This is a genomic window from Roseibium aggregatum, from assembly GCF_014692675.1.
Lineage (GTDB): Bacteria > Pseudomonadota > Alphaproteobacteria > Rhizobiales > Stappiaceae > Roseibium > Roseibium aggregatum_C.
This window is the reverse complement of record NZ_JABFCZ010000002.1, coordinates 188,071-206,024: the sequence shown is the minus strand read 5'-3', so window position 1 is coordinate 206,024 and position 17,954 is coordinate 188,071. Positions and strand designations below refer to the sequence as shown.

18 protein-coding genes are annotated in these 17,954 nt (G+C 58.7%); 1 reads left to right on the top strand and 17 read right to left on the bottom strand.

The annotated features are described in order from the left end of the window. Nucleotides 1–70: 70 nt before the first annotated feature. The 8 genes from HK439_RS02120 to HK439_RS02085 all read right to left on the bottom strand — a co-directional run bounded on the left by HK439_RS02120 (nucleotide 71) and on the right by HK439_RS02085 (nucleotide 7,278). Nucleotides 71–1,303 carry a hypothetical protein gene (locus HK439_RS02120; RefSeq protein ID WP_190289707.1) on the bottom strand — a complete coding sequence of 411 codons (1,233 nt, stop codon included), beginning with the start codon at nucleotides 1,301–1,303 and terminating at the stop codon, nucleotides 71–73. A 427-nt stretch (nucleotides 1,304–1,730) separates the two neighbouring features. Further along, nucleotides 1,731–2,120: a hypothetical protein gene (locus HK439_RS02115; RefSeq protein WP_190289706.1), complete on the bottom strand. Its 390-nt coding sequence runs from the start codon at nucleotides 2,118–2,120 to the stop codon at nucleotides 1,731–1,733. Between the two features lie 721 nt (nucleotides 2,121–2,841). Further along, entirely contained in the window at nucleotides 2,842–3,477 is a 636-nt protein-coding gene (locus HK439_RS02110) for a MerR family transcriptional regulator (protein WP_190289705.1), read from the bottom strand. 17 nt (nucleotides 3,478–3,494) lie between these two features. Next, complete coding sequence (locus HK439_RS02105) at nucleotides 3,495–3,806, bottom strand: integration host factor subunit alpha (protein WP_190289704.1); 312 nt, start codon at nucleotides 3,804–3,806, stop codon at nucleotides 3,495–3,497. A 144-nt stretch (nucleotides 3,807–3,950) separates the two neighbouring features. Further along, the gene (locus HK439_RS02100) at nucleotides 3,951–4,928 is read right to left on the bottom strand and encodes a beta-ketoacyl-ACP synthase III (protein WP_190289703.1); all 978 of its coding nucleotides are present in this window, start codon (nucleotides 4,926–4,928) and stop codon (nucleotides 3,951–3,953) included. Next, on the bottom strand, nucleotides 4,925–5,989 hold the full coding sequence (gene plsX, locus HK439_RS02095; RefSeq protein WP_190289702.1) for a phosphate acyltransferase PlsX: 1,065 nt from the start codon (nucleotides 5,987–5,989) through the stop codon (nucleotides 4,925–4,927). The genes HK439_RS02100 and plsX overlap by 4 nt, the downstream gene beginning before the upstream one ends. Nucleotides 5,990–6,136: 147 nt before the next feature. Continuing rightward, nucleotides 6,137–6,700, bottom strand: coding sequence for a YceD family protein (locus HK439_RS02090; RefSeq protein ID WP_190289701.1), 564 nt, complete (start codon nucleotides 6,698–6,700; stop codon nucleotides 6,137–6,139). Continuing rightward, a complete protein-coding gene (locus HK439_RS02085) occupies nucleotides 6,697–7,278 on the bottom strand; it encodes a ubiquinol-cytochrome C chaperone family protein (RefSeq protein WP_190289700.1) in 582 nt (193 codons plus the stop codon). The genes HK439_RS02090 and HK439_RS02085 overlap by 4 nt, the downstream gene beginning before the upstream one ends. A 138-nt stretch (nucleotides 7,279–7,416) precedes the next feature. On the opposite strand from HK439_RS02085, the gene HK439_RS02080 reads away from it, so the two are divergent. Continuing rightward, nucleotides 7,417–7,854, top strand: a complete 438-nt coding sequence (locus HK439_RS02080) for an outer membrane protein assembly factor BamE (protein ID WP_190289699.1) — start codon at nucleotides 7,417–7,419, stop codon at nucleotides 7,852–7,854. Between the two features lie 81 nt (nucleotides 7,855–7,935). Here the strand turns inward: HK439_RS02080 and HK439_RS02075 are convergent, their stop codons facing one another. The 9 genes from HK439_RS02075 to nrdR form a co-directional block, all read right to left on the bottom strand. After that, entirely contained in the window at nucleotides 7,936–10,080 is a 2,145-nt protein-coding gene (locus HK439_RS02075) for a sodium-translocating pyrophosphatase (RefSeq protein ID WP_190289698.1), read from the bottom strand. Nucleotides 10,081–10,568: 488 nt separating this feature from the next. After that, entirely contained in the window at nucleotides 10,569–11,798 is a 1,230-nt protein-coding gene (locus HK439_RS02070; RefSeq protein WP_190289697.1) for an MFS transporter, read from the bottom strand. Nucleotides 11,799–11,977: 179 nt separating this feature from the next. Continuing rightward, nucleotides 11,978–13,363, bottom strand: coding sequence for an MATE family efflux transporter (locus tag HK439_RS02065; protein ID WP_190289696.1), 1,386 nt, complete (start codon nucleotides 13,361–13,363; stop codon nucleotides 11,978–11,980). 201 nt (nucleotides 13,364–13,564) lie between these two features. Beyond that, nucleotides 13,565–14,560, bottom strand: coding sequence for a thiamine-phosphate kinase (thiL, locus tag HK439_RS02060; protein ID WP_190289695.1), 996 nt, complete (start codon nucleotides 14,558–14,560; stop codon nucleotides 13,565–13,567). A 2-nt stretch (nucleotides 14,561–14,562) separates the two neighbouring features. Next, entirely contained in the window at nucleotides 14,563–15,090 is a 528-nt protein-coding gene (gene nusB / locus HK439_RS02055; protein WP_190289694.1) for a transcription antitermination factor NusB, read from the bottom strand. A 3-nt stretch (nucleotides 15,091–15,093) separates the two neighbouring features. Further along, nucleotides 15,094–15,543 carry a 6,7-dimethyl-8-ribityllumazine synthase gene (gene ribH, locus HK439_RS02050; RefSeq protein ID WP_190289693.1) on the bottom strand — a complete coding sequence of 150 codons (450 nt, stop codon included), beginning with the start codon at nucleotides 15,541–15,543 and terminating at the stop codon, nucleotides 15,094–15,096. Nucleotides 15,544–15,674: 131 nt separating this feature from the next. Next, a complete protein-coding gene (locus HK439_RS02045) occupies nucleotides 15,675–16,286 on the bottom strand; it encodes a riboflavin synthase (RefSeq protein ID WP_190289692.1) in 612 nt (203 codons plus the stop codon). A 17-nt stretch (nucleotides 16,287–16,303) separates the two neighbouring features. After that, the gene (gene ribD / locus HK439_RS02040) at nucleotides 16,304–17,431 is read right to left on the bottom strand and encodes a bifunctional diaminohydroxyphosphoribosylaminopyrimidine deaminase/5-amino-6-(5-phosphoribosylamino)uracil reductase RibD (protein WP_190289691.1); all 1,128 of its coding nucleotides are present in this window, start codon (nucleotides 17,429–17,431) and stop codon (nucleotides 16,304–16,306) included. 35 nt (nucleotides 17,432–17,466) lie between these two features. Further along, nucleotides 17,467–17,943 carry a transcriptional regulator NrdR gene (gene nrdR, locus HK439_RS02035; RefSeq protein WP_190289690.1) on the bottom strand — a complete coding sequence of 159 codons (477 nt, stop codon included), beginning with the start codon at nucleotides 17,941–17,943 and terminating at the stop codon, nucleotides 17,467–17,469. Between the last annotated feature and the right edge of the window lie 11 nt (nucleotides 17,944–17,954).

Below are 17,954 nucleotides of genomic sequence, written 5' to 3'. Positions count from 1 at the left end.
CTATAGTCGGCCGAGCGCGCGCTGCATGTGCCAAAAATATTTCGAGACCTATCAAGCGCAAAACTATTAGCTATTGAGTAGGTGAATGTCCGAAGAATATTTCGTGCCCATTTTCGTCCATCGCATTCAAATATTCCCCAGAAAAGCAACTACTCTTCACATCTTGGGTCCACTTTGGTTTCACCCTTGATTCAAAATGCTCCAAAACTGCGTTTGTAACTAAAGCTTGATCAAGCGTATTATACTTAAGCCTTCCAACCGCTAATTTAACATTACTACACAGGATTTTTATATCGAGATTTGCTGAACCGGCAGTCGCCAACTGAAAAAGTTCTTTGGTGTAATTGTGACCATACAAATATTCAAACATGGTCACTCCTTTCTCCACCTGAAGGTTCAATATAGTTTGAGCACCATCTGCCTTAGCTAGTTCCACCATCGATTTTATTATGACCAATCTGGCATTTAGATTGAATGTCGGAAGTCGCGTATTTCGACTATTCTTGAAATATACACATAGGCCTTTTTCTGGCTTTAGGACACCAATATCTTGAGCGATATTTAAAGAACCCAGAAAATCAAATCTTTCAATTATTCCATTCACAATACCTCTAAATTGCACAACATGAGGATTGTCAGACCCACTTGATATTTTATATATCCCCGCCTGCCTCTCCAGGGAATTTGTAGATTGAAGCAAAGTTTGAAGTTCCTGTATTGGTTGAGTGTCTTCCGAATGGCGGACTCCAACGGTAACTTGTAGCACTTCTCCAGGATCGAAAATTAAGCCAAGTTCACCGCTTGTTTTTGCAGGAAAAATCGATCTACCCGTAACGTGATTTAGAGATCCAAGATATGTTAAGTAGTAAAGTTGACCTGCCTGATTGCGAATCTCTAAAGTAATAAATGAACTTCCATCTCTTATTCTAATAAAATGATTTAAAAATTGCTTGGAATTTTCAATCAGCTTATTGGCATATCTATTATTTTTTAATACATTTGCTGCATTCGAGTCGCAGTCCTTATCTTTCTCAAACTCAAAAACAAATACGGGATAGCCATTTGTTTCGCCATCTATTTTTTCCCTGCTTTTATAGTCGTACAAATCATTACTAGTATCGTAAAGTAAATCTATGCCGTTACCAGCATCATTAACAATATCTGTATTTCTCTCTCCGCAATTTGCTTCACCTTGAAATATGAAACACGCCGCAGCCGAAATCCAATTTGCATTGGCCGCAGACGTTCCAAATGCAAAGAGGCAGATGACTGATAGCAAATACAAGATGGTACTCTTATTCATTTCCCCCACCCTCCATTTAAAAAGCTTTACCATAATCATAACGCGAGCAGATATAATTTCGCAACCAAAATAGATGCCGTAAGATAGTTTGCCATTTTTTCAACATTTAAAAATAACTAATATATATATCTTCACTAAAGTAAAGTTCATACAATCAATTTTTCATTGTCTATATAGCTTTTAAGCATTACTAAGAAGAAAATTGCGAGATCGCTCAAGTTATGTTCCTGCTTACCGGTTAGTTTTTCCGCTTTAACCCGCAATTAACAAACACGACAAACACAGAAATCATGAGTGCGGTAAGATCTGCGAACAATGCGGAACGTTCTGTCGCCTATGTCTCAGGCCGGGCACCAGGCAATATATTGGCAGCGATCCCGCCGGATCCCCGTTGTTCCGGCGCCCGGTTTGACGCGATGCGATTGCCTCACTTGTCGTCGTCTTCCGAGACATCCTTGAGATAGCCGATTGCTTCGTCGATCCTGTCCTTCAAGGTCAGGGACATCGGGCCGCCGACGGTTTTCAAAGTTGTCAGCAACTCCCTTGCCTTCCGCCGGTCTTCGTTCGTGACAGGATTGTCGGGGGACGCATATTTTTCGACCTGTTCGAGCTTATCCCTGCCGTAAATCGCCAGGAACAACGCATATTCGGCTTCCTGGAAGGCGCCAAAGGCCTCCGTTCCGAGCATTCCGCCGATGGAGGAGACGAACCGTCCGTCGTTCCGGGGATAAATTCTCAGGGGAACGTAACAGATCCAGCATTCTTCGCTTTCATCCCAACGCCAATTTTCCTGGTTGCCCTTGAGTTCTTTTGGCATTGGCTTCCCCCTGATCATTTCAAATATCGTAAAATTCGCCCCCTTTCCGGTCAAATTATTTATCCGTTTTCCAAGATATACTTTTCGTATTATTGGTAATTATAATTATAATTAATTCCACCACCTTCCCTCGTGTCATGGGACGAGGCGATATAATTTACAACCTGTATCGTGGGTGAGCTGTATCCCGCGAATACATTCCCATAGAAATTTCCGCGAGAAAAAGGCGCAAAAAGCGACCTTTTCCGGGATTTCTTCTAGGTTAACACTTGGTAAAGACGATGTAATTGCAGGGACTGAAAAACCCGGCGTTTATCAACCGGACGTGGGGATAAAGCGACGGATCGATCTCATCGCGAATAGCGTGACACTGACCCCGACAAGAGCGACCGGCCAGAACACGGAATAAATCGCGGCAAAGATGATCCTTGCAGCGCCTCCCTTTCCGTTTTCGATCATTTCCGAAACGGAAAAAGTGAAAAAGACCAGACCTGCCGCCACATAGAAAACAATGGCTGCGATCAGAAGTAAAAGCATGCCCACCCACTCTGCTTCAAACCAAAACAGGAAAATCCGTCATGGTTAATGAAAGAGTATCATGGCATTTCCGCCCCAACAAGGAAAGGGAGCGACCCGTCCAGTGCCTTGTGATGAGCAGACGGACAAACGTCCGCCCCGGTTATCTGCCCGGTTCTTGAACTGAAATAACGGTTCGGGAAACTCAGCGAGCCTGATCCAGAACGCGCTTGCATTCCAGAAGTTCGAACAGCGTCGCTTGAAGACGGCGGACGTCGTCCTTGGACATGGCCTTGGACGCGCCCGCCGCTCCTTCGCCCTCCTTTTCAGGACGAAACCGGTCCATGAAACGCAAGCCACCGGATTTGGACGGCTCAGCGTTCCGGACATGTGTGTCTGCGAGGACGTCTTTCGGCAGAGGCGCCTCGTCATCCGTGAGTTCGATCGTACCGGCGGCTGTCGGAATCAGTTTTCCCGACTGCCCGGGCTGTTCAGCATGCCGTTCGGCACCCGGATCATCCTGGGCTGCGGCCTGCTGCATGACCGGGACGGGAATCGCATCCTCTTTCCAGATCTGCATCACGAAGCGCGCGCCCTGTTCCTTCAGGATCCGCTGGACACCCTTGATCGTGTATCCTTCGCCATAAAGCAGATGACGGATCCCACGCAGGAGTTCGACATCGTCCGGCCTGTAATAGCGACGTCCGCCACCGCGTTTGAGGGGCTTGATCTGCGAAAACCGCGTTTCCCAGAAACGCAGCACATGCTGCGGCAGATCCAGATCATCCGCAACTTCGCTGATCGTTCGGAAAGCGTCCGGGCTTTTGTCCTGAGAGCTCATGCCGCCTTATACATCAATCAGGAAGAAGAACCCGTAAGTGCTTCGTTGATCCGCTGCTTCAACACGTTGCTGGGCTTGAACACCATGACGCGGCGCGGCGATATCGGCACTTCCTGTCCGGTCTTGGGATTTCGGCCGATACGTTCGCCCTTGGAGCGGACCACGAAGGACCCGAAAGACGACAACTTGACCGACTCGCCCTTCAAAAGGCACTCGGAAATTTCGGAGAGAACCCGCTCGACCAGTTCAGAGGACTCCGTTCGGGAAAGACCGACTTTCTGATACACCGCCTCGCATAAATCGGCGCGGGTGATAGTCCTGCTACCCATGACCCCTCCTCGAAACGCCAGTGATCTGGCTGATTTTGCAGTGGAACTTGCTATAAATTCCTACGGTATTGCGTCCCAAAGGAACGGTCAACAATTAGTCTTGCGATCATTGCAAATACCGAGGCGGGCTTGTCCGGAACTGGATTACCAGCGCAACAGGACGGAGCCCCAGGTAAAGCCGCCGCCCATGGCCTCCAGAAGCACGAGGTCGCCGCGCTTCACACGCCCGTCGCGCACGGCCGTATCGAGTGCCAGCGGAATCGAGGCGGCCGAGGTGTTGCCGTGTCTGTCGACGGTCGTCACGACTTTTTCCGGCGCAATGCCGAGCTTCCTTGCGCTCGCATCGATGATTCGCTTGTTTGCCTGGTGGGGAATGAACCAGGTCAGATCGTCGGCCGTCGTTCCGGTTTCGTTGAAGGCATCCTCGATCACATCGGTGATCATGCCGACCGCATGCTTGAAGACCTCCCGGCCCTCCATGCGCAGATGACCGGTTGTCTGTGTCGCGGACGGTCCGCCATCCACATAAAGCTTGTCCTTGTGCCGGCCGTCGGAACGCAGGTGAGATGTCAGAACCCCCCGGTCGGCAATGTCCCCGGTTCCTTCCGAAGCCTCGACAACCACCGCACCGGCGCCGTCGCCGAACAGGACACAGGTGGTTCTGTCGTTCCAGTCCAGAATCCGGGAGAATGTCTCCGCGCCGATCACAAGCACCCGCTTCGACATTCCGGAACGGATATAGGCGTCGGCGGTTGTCAGCGCATAGACGAAACCCGAACAGACCGCATGCACATCGAAAGCGGCGCCGTGATGAATACCGAGCCCGGCCTGAACCGTTACCGCGGTTGCCGGAAACGTGTAATCGGGCGTGGCCGTTGCCAGGATGATGGTGTCGATGTCCTGGGCATCCACGCCCGCGTTTTCGAGTGCCGCGCGCGCTGCATTGAGGGCCAGATCGGAGGTCATTTCGCCTTCGGCTGCAATATGGCGCTGCCTGATACCGGTCCGCTGAACGATCCAGTCGTCGGAGGTATCCACCATCCGGGAAAGGTCTGCGTTGGTGAGGCATTTGGCCGGCAGATAGCTGCCGCAGCCGATTACGGTTGAACGGATTACGCTCACAAATCACCTTCCGATGTAGCCGCGGCGTCGGCGAACCGTCCGCGATGATAATGCACAAGATCCTGAGCGATCTTGTGGAGCAGTTCGTTGCGCACCATGTCGTAGGCAAGATCGATGGCCGCCGCGTAGCCTTCGGCATCCGTGCCGCCGTGGCTCTTGATGACAATGCCGTTGAGGCCGAGGAAGACCCCGCCGTTGACCTTGCGCGGATCCATCTTGTCCCGGAGCCGGTCAAACGCGCTCTTGGCGAACAGGTAGCCGATTCTCGACATGAATGTCCTGTTCATGGCCGAGCGCAGGTAGCCGGCGATCTGTTTTGCCGTGCCTTCCGCGGTCTTGAGCGCGATATTGCCGGCAAAACCTTCGGTGACGACGACATCGACGGTTCCCTTGCCGATATCGTCGCCCTCGACGAACCCGGCATAGGTCAGTTTCCGGAGCTTGGTTTCCCGGAGAAGCCGCCCGGCCGTGCGCACCTCTTCCAGCCCCTTAACTTCCTCGACGCCGATATTCAGCAGCCCCACGGTCGGGCTTTCCAGGCCCTGCAGGGCCCGCGCCATGGCGCCGCCCAGAATAGCGAAGTCGATCAGTTGCTGTGCATCCGCCCCGATGGTCGCACCGACATCGAGGACGACGGATTCGCCGCGCGCCGTCGGCCAGATCGCTGCGATCGCGGGCCGCTCGATATTGGCCATGGTCCTCAGGCAGAACTTGGACATCGCCATCAGGGCGCCGGTGTTGCCCGCGGATACGGCAACGGCCGCGTCGCCACTTTTGACCGCTTCGATCGCGCGCCACATGCTGGACCGCCACCGGCCCTGTCGCAGGGCCTGGCTCGGTTTGGCATCCATGGCGACCGACACGTCGCAATGATGGAAAGTCGAGGCGTCCCGCACCCGCGGATATTTCTCCAGAAGCGGCAGAACACTGTTTTCGTTGCCGTACAGCAGAAAGCGAATGTCGGGATGGCGCACAAGCGCGATCTCCGCGCCGGGAATAACGACCTCCGCGCCGGAATCGCCGCCCATGACATCGAGGGATATTGGAATGGTTTTCGCCATCAACCGGGTCTTTTGAAGCTCTCTCCAGGCAGGGCTTTGGGAAAGCCATCGCCCGTTCTTCCCTGCCGGAGGGCCGGCAAGTCAATCAAACGCAGGCGAACATAACGGTTTCCAACCGCGAGACAACCGTTAATTTTCGCGTATCCTTTAGTGTTCCGGGTCCTGCTTGAGTTTGGCAAGAGCCGCGAACGGCGATGGTTTGTCTTCCACCTCGCCGCTGTCTTTTTCCTCTTCCTGCTCGAAGACGGCCCCGGGCTTGCGCGGAAACGGATCGATGCTCAGCGCCAGTTGTTCGCAAATCATGGCTCCAAGGTCGATCACGCCATCCACCATCACGTCCGGCGGGTCGAGCGTTTCGAGATCGATTTCGATCTCCCCTTCCTCATTCAGATCGCGGGGACGGCGCGCACGGCTGGAGACCGGTTCGAATGTCCGGTCGATATCTTCAAAAAGCTCCTGTTTGAACGGTTCCAGCGTAACCACACATTGCTGGGTGACGGTGGCTTCAAGCGTGCCGACGACGCGGACGCCGGCCTTGCGCCAGGGCTTCAGCGTCAGCTCCGCGCGAAGCCGGTCGACGTCCACACAGCCGTTCGCCTCCGCGATCCGTTTCAGCGCCGCCTTGTCCGGCTCGATCACAATGGTCTCTTCGCGATCGCCCAGCCGATCCGCGTGCACCTTGTGGGAAAAGGGAAATTTGTTGCCTGTCATTGTTCTTGTCCGTCGTTTCGGCCGAGCGGCGCGTCCTCCTCCGGTGCGAAGGCGGCCGGATCCGGCCAGTCCAGCTTGCCGCTCATCAGCTCTGCCGTGTCCTGGGCTGCAAGCGCTCCGGCAGCCGCCATCATATAATGCGCCAATGCGCGTTCCGCGACCGGATCCGGCGCATCGGTATAGATATTGCGGCTTAGCGCATCGGAAAGGCCCTCGACATCCCCGTTTGCGAGACAAGGGGCGTAGGCGTCCGCGCGGCCGTAGAATGCCTCGCCCATCGCCTTGACCTTCTTCGGAACACGCGTGTCGGTAACCCCCATCTCGCGCAGGCTCGCATCCATGTCCTGAAAGAACAGATCGAACACGCTTTGCGAGAACTCCGAAACCTTCTTGCTCTCGCCTGCAAGTCTTCGAAACAGAACCACCGCATGGACGATGATCAGGTCGAACCGTCCGTCAATCGTATCGGGAACGCGGTAGTCCGTATAGAACACCGGCTGCCGCGCTTGAGCCACGATCTCGTAATAGGTCTTGTGCTCGCCTTCGCTCGGACGACGGCGAAAAAGGCCGAAAAGCATGGTGGTCTCCGGATCTCGTTCAAAACGATTGGATACAAACTTGTGTTGCCATGTGCCCTATCCCACGATAGGGACTTTGCCAAGAAACGAAATCGAAGAAAGCCGCAAGGCCGGCCTAAAGGAAGACAAGAGACGAGTATGACGATAAAGGCCCACGCCCTGATTATTCCGCTTCTGATCAGCCTGCCGCTTGGCGGCTGTTTCACGACCTCCTACACACACGGGCACGTGGTGACCACCGACATGCTGAATCAGGTGCAGGTCGGGTCCAGCAAAGAGCAGGTGGAACTGGTGCTTGGATCGCCCTCGACGACGTCCAGTCTGAACGGCGACGCGTACTATTATATTTCCCAGGTCACCGAAACCACGGCCTTCATGGCGCCCGACATTGTCGAGCAGCGGGTCGTCGCGGTTTATTTCGATAATGACGGCTATGTGCGCGATATCGCGAATTACGGCCTCCAGGACGGCAAGATCGTCGACCTGATCACCCGCAAGACCCGTACCGGCGGCACGGATTACGGCTTCCTCAGCCAGATCCTGAAGGGTGCTTCGAACCCGAGCCTGGGTCTCTGACCCCGGCTCCGGATTTCCGGACGGAACAAAAAAAGCCCCGGCGTTTCGCCGGGGCTTTCTGTTTTCGCGAGGATCTTCCGATCAGTGATGCGCCAGCACCGCGAGCAGCAGCAGCGCCACGATGTTGGTGATCTTGATCATCGGGTTCACGGCCGGACCGGCGGTATCCTTGTAAGGGTCCCCCACCGTATCGCCGGTCACCGAAGCCTTGTGCGCTTCAGAACCCTTCTCGTGCTTGACGCCGTCCTTGTCGATGAAACCGTCTTCGAAGGACTTCTTGGCATTGTCCCACGCACCGCCGCCGGCGGTCATGGAGATTGCCACGAACAAGCCGGTCACGATCACGCCGAGCAGCATGGCGCCGACCGCCGCGAAGGCATCGGCCGGGCTTGCAACAGCGCGGACCACGAAGAACACCACGATCGGCGACAGCACCGGCAGCAGGGACGGAACGATCATTTCCTTGATCGCCGCCCGTGTCAGCATGTCGACCGCCCGGCCGTAGTCCGGACGCTCCGTGCCCTGCATGATGCCCGGCTTTTCCTTGAACTGACGCCGGACTTCCTCAACCACGGACCCGGCTGCACGGCCAACGGCCGTCATGGAAATACCGCCGAAGAGATAGGGCAGCAGACCGCCGAAGAGCAGCCCCGCAACCACATAGGGGTTGGAGAGGTTGAACAGCGTGCCGACATCGATGCCGTGGAACAGGGAACCTTCCGCCGCCGTGGACGAGAAGAACTTCAGGTCCTCGGTATAGGCGGCAAACAGCACCAGGGCGCCAAGACCGGCGGAACCGATGGCATAGCCCTTGGTCACGGCCTTGGTGGTGTTGCCGACCGCATCGAGTGCATCCGTCGTGGACCGGACTTCCGCGGGAAGGTCTGCCATTTCCGCGATACCGCCGGCGTTATCGGTCACCGGACCGAAGGCGTCGAGGGCGACGACCATGCCGGCCAGCGCCAGCATCGTGGACACCGCGATCGCAATGCCGAAGAGGCCGGCCAGCGTGTAGGCGACCAGAATACCGGCAATGATGATGATCGCCGGCAAGGCCGTGGCTTCAAGCGAGATCGCCAGGCCCTGGATCACGTTGGTGCCGTGGCCCGTCACCGATGCCTGGGCGATGGATTTCACCGGGCGGAAATTGGTGCCCGTGTAATATTCCGTCACCCAGATGATCAGGCCGGTCACGATCAGGCCGACAAGACCGCAGTAGAACAGGTGCCGGGCGGTAAAGGACAAGCCGCCTGACGTCTGGTAGCTGGTGTCGAACCCAAGCCAGAAGAACGTGATGATGAACAGGGCGGCCGCGGACAGCACTGCCGTTGCGATGAAGCCCTTGTAGAGCGCCCCCATGATGGAGTTGTTGGAACCGAGCTTCACGAAGAAGGTGCCGATAATCGAGGTCACCACGCAGCTCGCACCGATCACCATCGGCAGCAGCATCAGGTCGACAGCCGCACCACCGGTGAAGAAGATCGACGCCAGAACCATGGTGGCAACCACGGTCACCGCGTAGGTTTCGAACAGGTCGGCCGCCATGCCGGCACAGTCGCCGACGTTGTCGCCCACGTTGTCGGCGATTGTCGCCGGGTTACGCGGATCGTCTTCGGGAATACCGGCTTCGACCTTGCCGACCAGGTCGCCGCCGACGTCCGCACCCTTGGTGAAGATGCCGCCGCCGAGACGGGCGAAGATCGAAATAAGCGAAGCTCCGAAGCCGAGGGCAACGAGCGCGTCGATCGTCACCCGGTCCGTCGGCGCATGGCCAAGCGGTCCGGTCAGGATCGCGAAATAGACCGCGACGCCGAGCAGGGCCAGACCGGCAACGAGCAGGCCGGTCACGGCGCCGGACTTGAACGCAATCTCAAGACCCGCACCCAGGCTCTGGCTTGCCGCCTGCGCAGTCCGCACGTTGGCGCGCACGGACACCATCATGCCGATGAAGCCCGCAGTGCCCGAGAGCACGGCGCCGATCAGGAAACCGAAGGCCGCCGTTGCGGACAGAAGCAGCCAGGCAATGACGAAGACCACGGCTCCCACGATGGCGATGGTGGTATACTGACGGGTGAGATAGGCCTGCGCGCCTTCCTGGATTGCCCCTGCAATCTCCCGCATGCGTTCCGTCCCGGCATCCGATGCCATAACGGATTGAATCGCCCAGGCCCCGTATGCCACTGACAGCAGACCGCAGACGATGATAACGATCATTATCTCGTTCATAATTCCTCCCAATTGTGCAGCAGGCCGTCTGTCTTTTTGTTTTTCGGCCAGCCCAAAACAGCGCCACATGGATGCGGCGCGTCAATGGTCCACACGATAGCAACATATCGGCAACAGCCGTCAAGTTACTCTTAGGGATTACACACACTTGCCTCAGCCCGCCTTTCTCACATTCCCTATGCCCTGCGCCGGTTCAAACAGGCGACAGGACAGGAGAATGGCGCAGCGCGATGTGGATCATCGGGCAAGCCATACGACGCAAACTGGTGCCTGTTTCAACCGGTCCGAAGGATCGCATTGTGGCGGCCGCCTGCAGGCGAAAACCGCTTGACCATAGCATCAGCTATGCTCCGCGCGTCTTTCACCTGAATCCGGCTCACCACAATGCGACGCAGGGCGTAGGGAATGTGAGAAAGGCGGGCAAGGGCAGAATACTGTGCAGCGCAGCAATTTCGTCGGAATCTATTTCGTCTTTTCAGAGCGGGTTGTCACACCGCCACCTGCTTCTTCTCGTGGAAGACGAGCCAGCCGAGGAGCACGGCACACAGCACGACGAAGGGAAAGACCAGCCAGTTCACGGTTGCCCAGCCGAAATGGTTGAGCAGCGCTCCGGAAGAAAACGACGCGAACGCCACACATCCGAAGACCAGAAAATCATTGGTCGCCTGCACCATGTTGCGTTCCTCGGACCGGTAGGTGTCCGTCAGCATGGCGGTCGCGCCGATGAAGCCGAAGTTCCAGCCCAGACCCAGCAGGATGAGAGCGCTCCAGAAATGAGCCAGTTCCACGCCCGAAAGCGCAATGATGGCGCAGCCGCCGAGCAGGGCGAGGCCGATGGTGACAATCCGTTCCTTGCCGAAGCGGGCAATGAGGTTGCCGGTAAAGAAGCTCGGACCGAACATGGCCAGCACGTGCCACTGGATGCCGAGTGCCGCGTCCGTGGAAGACAGGCCGCAGCCGATCATGGCAAGCGGCGTTGCCGTCATGACAAGGCTCATCAGGGCATAGGAACAGATGCCGCAGGCGGCGGCGACGATGAAGCGGGGCTGCGCCATGATCGTCAGGATCGGCCGGCCGCCGTGGGTTCCGCCCGGCGCCTTCACTGGCTTCGGAATCCTGATGAAGGAGACCAGCAGCAAGGCGACAAGGGAAAGCCCGGCCTGCGCCAGATAGGTTCCGGCAAACAGGATCGGCGAAAACAGGTCCTTGGTGGCGATCACCGTCTGCGGACCGACAACGCCCGCCAGGACCCCGCCAGCCAGCACCCAGGAAATCGCTTTCGGCTTGAACGCATCGCTTGCCGTATCGGCCGCGGCGAAGCGGAATTGCTGCACGAAGGCCCCGACAAACCCGCTGCCGCTGCAGGCGATGATGAACAGCGGGAAATTGCCCTGGAATACCGCGAACGACGCAAGCAATGCCGCAAAGATGCCGAACGCGGCCGCCCCCATGAAACCCGTCCGCCGCCCGAAGCGGCGCATGATGGCGCCGGCCGGCAGGGTTCCAATTGCCGTTCCAAGCACGAAGGCGGAGACCGGCAAGGTCGCCAGCGACTTGTCGCTTCCAAGCAGACTGCTGCCGATCAGCGATCCTGTCGCGATGACGATGGACGCGGAGGCTCCGCCCAGCGCCTGGGCGAAGGCAAGCAGCAGCGCATTGCGCTTTGCAAGCCGGTCATCGATGAACGCGTGGGAAGAAGCAGCGGCAGTGGCAGACATATCCGTTCCTGAGAATGCAATCGTCTTTCAAGAGAGCTGCCATGCCTACACGACAGAACCCGGTTTGGCAGCCCCTAAATTCAGAGGAACGCAACTAGGAGCATTATTTGGCGAGCCGAAAACATCCCGGCCGCAACATCGAAGCGATCTGCGGCCGAGCCTGAGGCAGCCCCTTCCCGTCATGCTCCGGTGACGAACAGCCCCCATCTCAGGTTCCGGCGGCGCGCCGTTGCGACCAGGACAACACCCGTCAGGCCGAGAAGCAGAAGTTCGGCAACAGGGGTCGCCATCCAGATCCCCTGCTCGCCGAACGCAAGCGGCAGCAGGAAGATCATGGGGATGACGAAGGCATAAGGCTTGGCCAGCCCAAGCACTGCCGCCCGTCCCGCATCGCCGATGGACTGGAAATAGATAGCGATCATGACCAGCGGGCCCGACAGGAAATACATGGCCGTCATCACCGGCAGGATCCGGACCACTTCGCCCACAACCTGCCGGTCATCGACAAAGGCAAACCCGATCGGTTCGGCAAGCAGGGCAAGCGAGCATTCGGCTGCGATGCAGTACACCAGGGCAATCGTCAGTCCCAGCCGCAGGCTGCTATTGGAGCGGGTCCAGGCCTGGGCGCCGTAGTTGTTGCCGACGATTGCCTGCAGCGCCTGGGAAAGCCCCAGAAGCGGAAGGAAGACGAAGGTCATGATGCGGGTGATGATGCCGTAGGCCGACACCGTCGCCTGGTAGCTTCCGCCGCCGCTCAGTTGCAAGGAGGCGATGATCGATGCGGAGACCAGCGCAATGCCCATGAAATTCAGGCTTTGCGGTGCGCCGAGGGCCAGAATCCGCCGCCAGCCGGTAAACGGGCTGTGGTGCAGCAGTGCTGCCGGCCTCAGCTGCGTCCGCCCCCGCATACGAAAGACGACAATGATCGACAGGGCCAGCGCCTGCGCCAGGGCCGTGCCATAGGCGGAGCCCGCAACCCCCAGCCCCATAACGACGATCAGCACGTAGGTGAAGCCCATATTAGCCAGCGACACCAGAAGGCTCATGGCCGCCATGAAGCCGGTTCGCCCCTCGTTGCGCAAAGCGTCGACATTGACCGCCATCACGAAGAATACCGGCGACGACAGCACCAGGATCTTCAGATAGACATACCCCAGATGCTCCAGAACCGGCGATCCTCCGGCGGCAAGCCGGGTCACCGGACCGCCAAAGACCAGAAACAGCAGGATCAGGCAGGCGGAGACCGCAAGCGCCAGCCCGTGTGCGCCGGCGAAGACCGACCGGGCCTCATCGAAGCTTCCCGCCCCGAGCCTGCGGGAGAGAATGCTCGACATTTCGCTGCCGACAAGGGTCGCGAGCGCAATGATGATCATGAAGAAGGGAAACATCAGGGTTACCGCCCCGAGTGCTTCCGGTCCGACGAAAACGCCGAGAAAAACGGCGTCGATCACGGCCTGAAGGCCGTTCATGCTCATGACGAAGATGATGGGAAGCGCCGTTTTGGCAAAGATGGCGCCAAGCGAGCCATGGAGAAATGCGTTCCGCGTTGCGGCGTCGGACGACATGCCGAAATCCTCTTTCAGACATTCCTGGTGATCCCGGCATCTGCAGGATCAGAGGGTGCTCGCATTGCCCCGCCGGAACAAAAGGTTTCGGGGTGTCGTTCTGGATCAGGCTTTACCGAAGTCGGAAGACTTGCGAGCGGCCGGTGCCTGAAACCGTGTTTTTCGAATACCAGAGGCACGGTTTCATTGGCAAGCCGGTTGTCAGAAATGTTGAAAACCGGCGAAGAGAGACTGCACCGGTGAACCGCCTCGATGCAGTTCGACGTTGCCGCTGCCGTTAGCGACTTCGCCGATCCGCGTCACCGGACAACCTGCGGCTATAGCGCACTCTTCGAATGCAGCTGCCGAAGCCGCAGGAACACATGCCAGGATTTCATAATCGTCGCCGCCGCCCAAAAGCGCGGCCACGTCTTCGCCCCCTGACCGGCAAATCTTCTCGAGCGCCGGAGATACCGGCACGCGATCCAGGTCGATCTTCAGATCAACAGCCGATGCCTCGGCGATGTGCCGTGCATCAGCGAAAAGACCGTCGGAAACATCCATCGCCGCATGGGCGTGGTCGCGCAGAGGTTCTGCCAGCTCCACACGCGGACGCGGCAGCAGATAGCGGTCGAGAATATGGTGCAGGTCATCGTCATTCAGGCCGTATCGGCCGGCGAATCCGCTGTCGAGGCGTGCCTTGAGGCCCGCAGCCCCGTCCCCGATGGTGCCGGAGACATAAAGCGCATCCCCCGCCCGTGCCCCATTCCGCCGGACCGCCCTTGCCTGCGGCACCTCGCCGATCGCCGTGACAGAAATCTGCAGGCCGTCGCCGGAGCTGATCGTGTCGCCTCCCCAAAGCACCACATCATAGGCGGACTGATCGGTGGAAAGACCGGCGCAAAACCGCTCCAGCCAGTCCGCGGTCCAGTCGACCGCAAGCCCAAGACCGAGCAGATACCCCCTCGGCCGGGCGCCCTTGGCCGCCAGATCGGAGAGATTGACCCGCAGTGCCTTCTGCGCGATGACGTCCGGAGGATCGCCGGCGAAAAAATGCACGTCCGCTGCCAGCATGTCCTTTGTCAGGACAAGGTCGTACCCCGGCCGGGGCGTAAAGACCGCGGCATCGTCGGCAAGGCCGAGACTTCCGGAATCGGTGGCAAGCGGCGCGAAATAGCGCTTGATCAGTTCGAATTCATGCGGCCGGTCGCCGGCCATGATCAGGCCTCGCCGCCGGCCTTCGGCGCATCGAATTCGGCCGTGCGCAGATCATGGGCCAGCCGGTCGAGGACACCGTTCACCAGTCCCGGCTCGTCGTCCTCGAAGAAGGCCTTCGCCACGTCGATATATTCGGAGATGATCACGCGGGCCGGCACATCCTTGCGCCGCAACAGCTCGTAGGAGCCGCAGCGCAGGATCGCCCTGAGCAGGCTGTCGATCCGCTTCAGCGGCCAGTCTTCGGCAAGGGCAGTGTGAATGAACGGATCCAGGAATTTCTGGTCTTCGACCACACCCTTGACGATGTCCGTGAACCACTGTTCATCCGCTTCGCGGTACTGCTCGCCATCCAGTTCCTTGCCCAGGCGGAAGGTCGTGAATTCGCTGATGACATCGGCCAGCGCCACTTCGCCCACGTCCATCTGGTAGAGGGCCTGCACGGCACCGAGACGCGCCGCGCCGCGCTTGTTTGCCGGGCGGCTCGTCTTGGCAGCCGATTGCGATTTCGGTTGATCGACCTTGTCGGTCATCGGTTAAACTCCAAGCCTTTCGCGCAGGGCGATCATCGCCAGGGCTGCTTCGGCCGCCGATCCGCCCTTGTTCTTCTGGTCCACCTTCGCCCGGGCCCAGGCCTGGTCGGCGTTTTCGACCGTCAGGATACCGTTGCCGACGGCCAGGTCCGCATCGACGATCAGGTCCATGACCACCCGCGCCGATTCATTGGCGACGATGTCGTAATGCGATGTCTCGCCGCGAATGACGCAGCCGAGGAGCACGAAGCCGTCATAAAGGGGGCCTTCGTTTTCCATCGCCGTCAGCACCATGGAAAGGGCTGCCGGAATTTCCAGAACGCCGGGAACGGAAATCCGATCGTACTCGGCACCGGCGGCCTCGATCGCCTGGATTGCGCCTTCGACAAGAGCGTCGGCGATTTCCTCGTAGAAACGGGCTTCGATAATCAAAAGCTTCGGATTTGAGCTCATGGATCCATTCATTTGTCTTGAGGGTCGCGACAGGAACCATGTCTGCCCCGATTTGTCTAGCCCGCATTTCCCAGACACAAGTCCGGCAACAACGTTTCGGCGATACCGTTACATATGATTTTGCGGCGGTGTTATGACGGCCGGGCGTATTCCGCAAGACGCGCAGCATATCGCGCCATCATGTCGACTTCCAGATTGACGAAATCGCCCTCCTTACGGTCGCTCCAGGTGGTGACAGCGAGCGTGTGCGGGATCAGGAACACCGAAAACAGCTTTCCATCGACCTCATTGACCGTCAGCGACGTGCCGTCCAGGGCGACGGAACCCTTCCTGGCAATGTAGGGCGCAAATTCATCCGGCGCCTCGAACTGGAAATAGACCGAGTCGTCATGATCTTCCCGCTTGACGATCTTCGCCCGTCCGTCGACGTGGCCGAGAACCAGATGGCCGCCGAGTTCGTCTCCGATGGCAAGCGAGCGTTCCAGATTGAGCTTCATGCCCGGCGCCCAGTCCGATGCTGTGGTCAGCGCCAGGGTTTCTGCAGCCGATTCCACCTCGAACCAGTTGCCGTCTCCGTCCGTTCCCTTCGCCGTCACCGTGTGGCAGGGACCGCCGCAGGCAATCGAGGCGCCGATGTCGATCGTGTCGGGATCATAAGCCGTGCGGATCCGGGTCCGGATGCCGACGGGGATCTTCGTGACGCTCAGGATCTCGCCGAGATCGGTGACAATTCCAGTAAACATGTCGGGTTTCCCGTCTTTCAGGCGTCCTGCCTGCTCAGGTAGATATACCGGTCGTCTTCCAGGTAACCGGCACCGATCCGTGCAAACCTGGGGTCTTTCAGGACGGCTTCAAGATCCCGCCCGGACAGGGCCGGTATGCCGCCCTCGCCCACGTCCACCGCGCCGGTCACCACGCACAGGTCATCGACCAGGTCCGAATCCAGGAACGCGTTCGCGATCCGCGATCCGCCTTCCACCATCAGACGGGTGATGCCGCGAGCACTCAGCGCGCTGACGACGACCGATGGATGGATACGGCCGCCATCGGTCGGAACACGGATCACCAGCACGCCGGCATCGGTCAGGTCCTTGAGGCGGTCCGCATCAGCGTCGTTGCCGCAGACCAGCCAGACCGGCACGTCGGCGGCGGTCTTGACCAGTTTCGACTTCAGCGGCAATTGCGCACGGGCATCGACGATCACGCGGACCGGTGACCGTTCGGCCATGCCCGGCAACCGGCAGGTCAGCTGCGGGTCATCGGCAAGGGCGGTTCCGATTCCGACCAGGATCGCATCGTAGGTTGCCCGGTAGCCGTGGACCATGCGCATGGACAGCTCCCCGGAAATACGCACCTGTCCCGCCCCTTCCCGGCCGATGAAGCCATCGCGCGACACGGCAAGCTTCAGGAACACATGCGGCCGCTGCCGGGTAATCCGCAAGGTGAACCCGTGATAAAGGCGCCGGCAGGCTTCCTCATGGATCCCGATGACGACCTCCACGCCGGCTTCTTGCAACATCTTCACGCCGCGCCCGGCCACACGCGGGTTCGGGTCGAGCATCCCGATGACGACCCTTTTGATCCCGGCCTCGACCAGCGCCAGCGAGCATGGCGGCGTCCGGCCGTAGTGCGAGCAGGGTTCCAGCGTGACGTAACAGGTCGCGCCGCGCGCCTTGTCGCCGGCGCTACGGAGCGCGTTGACCTCCGCATGGGCCCCACCCGGTTTCGACGTCCGCCCCCGGCCGACGAGAACCGGCACTCCGTCCTCGTTTTCGGCAACGATCAGTGCTGCGACCGGCGGGTTCGGCCAGACCACACCCAAACCCCGGCGCGCATAGCGCTCCGCAGCGGCCATGTATCTGAGGTCGAAATCGGTCGCCGATGGCATCAAACGGACTGCTTTGCTTTCGTTGTCGCCGAAAATCAGGTTTCGTCGAGCATCTGCTGCTCCGGACCGCTCAATTCGTCCAGAAGCGCCTCGAAATCCTTGGCTTCGCGGAAGTTCTTGTAAACGGAAGCAAAGCGGACATAGGCCACGTCATCGATGCCCTTGAGGCCTTCCATGACGTGATTGCCGATGGTTTCCGCCGTGATGTCGCTTTCCCCGGAGCTTTCCAGCTGCCGGACGATGCCGCTGACCATACGCTCGATCCGCTCAGGCTCGACCGGGCGCTTGCGCACCGCGATCTGCACCGACCGCATCAGCTTCTCCCGATCGAAGGGAACCCGCCGTCCGGACCGCTTGAGAACCATGAGTTCGCGCAGCTGAACCCGCTCGAACGTGGTGAACCGGCCGGCGCAGGTGTTGCACACCCTGCGCCGGCGAATGGCCGTGTTGTCCTCGGTCGGACGGGAATCCTTGACCTGGGTTTCGTCACCGCCGCAATAGGGACACCGCATCTTCGATTAGC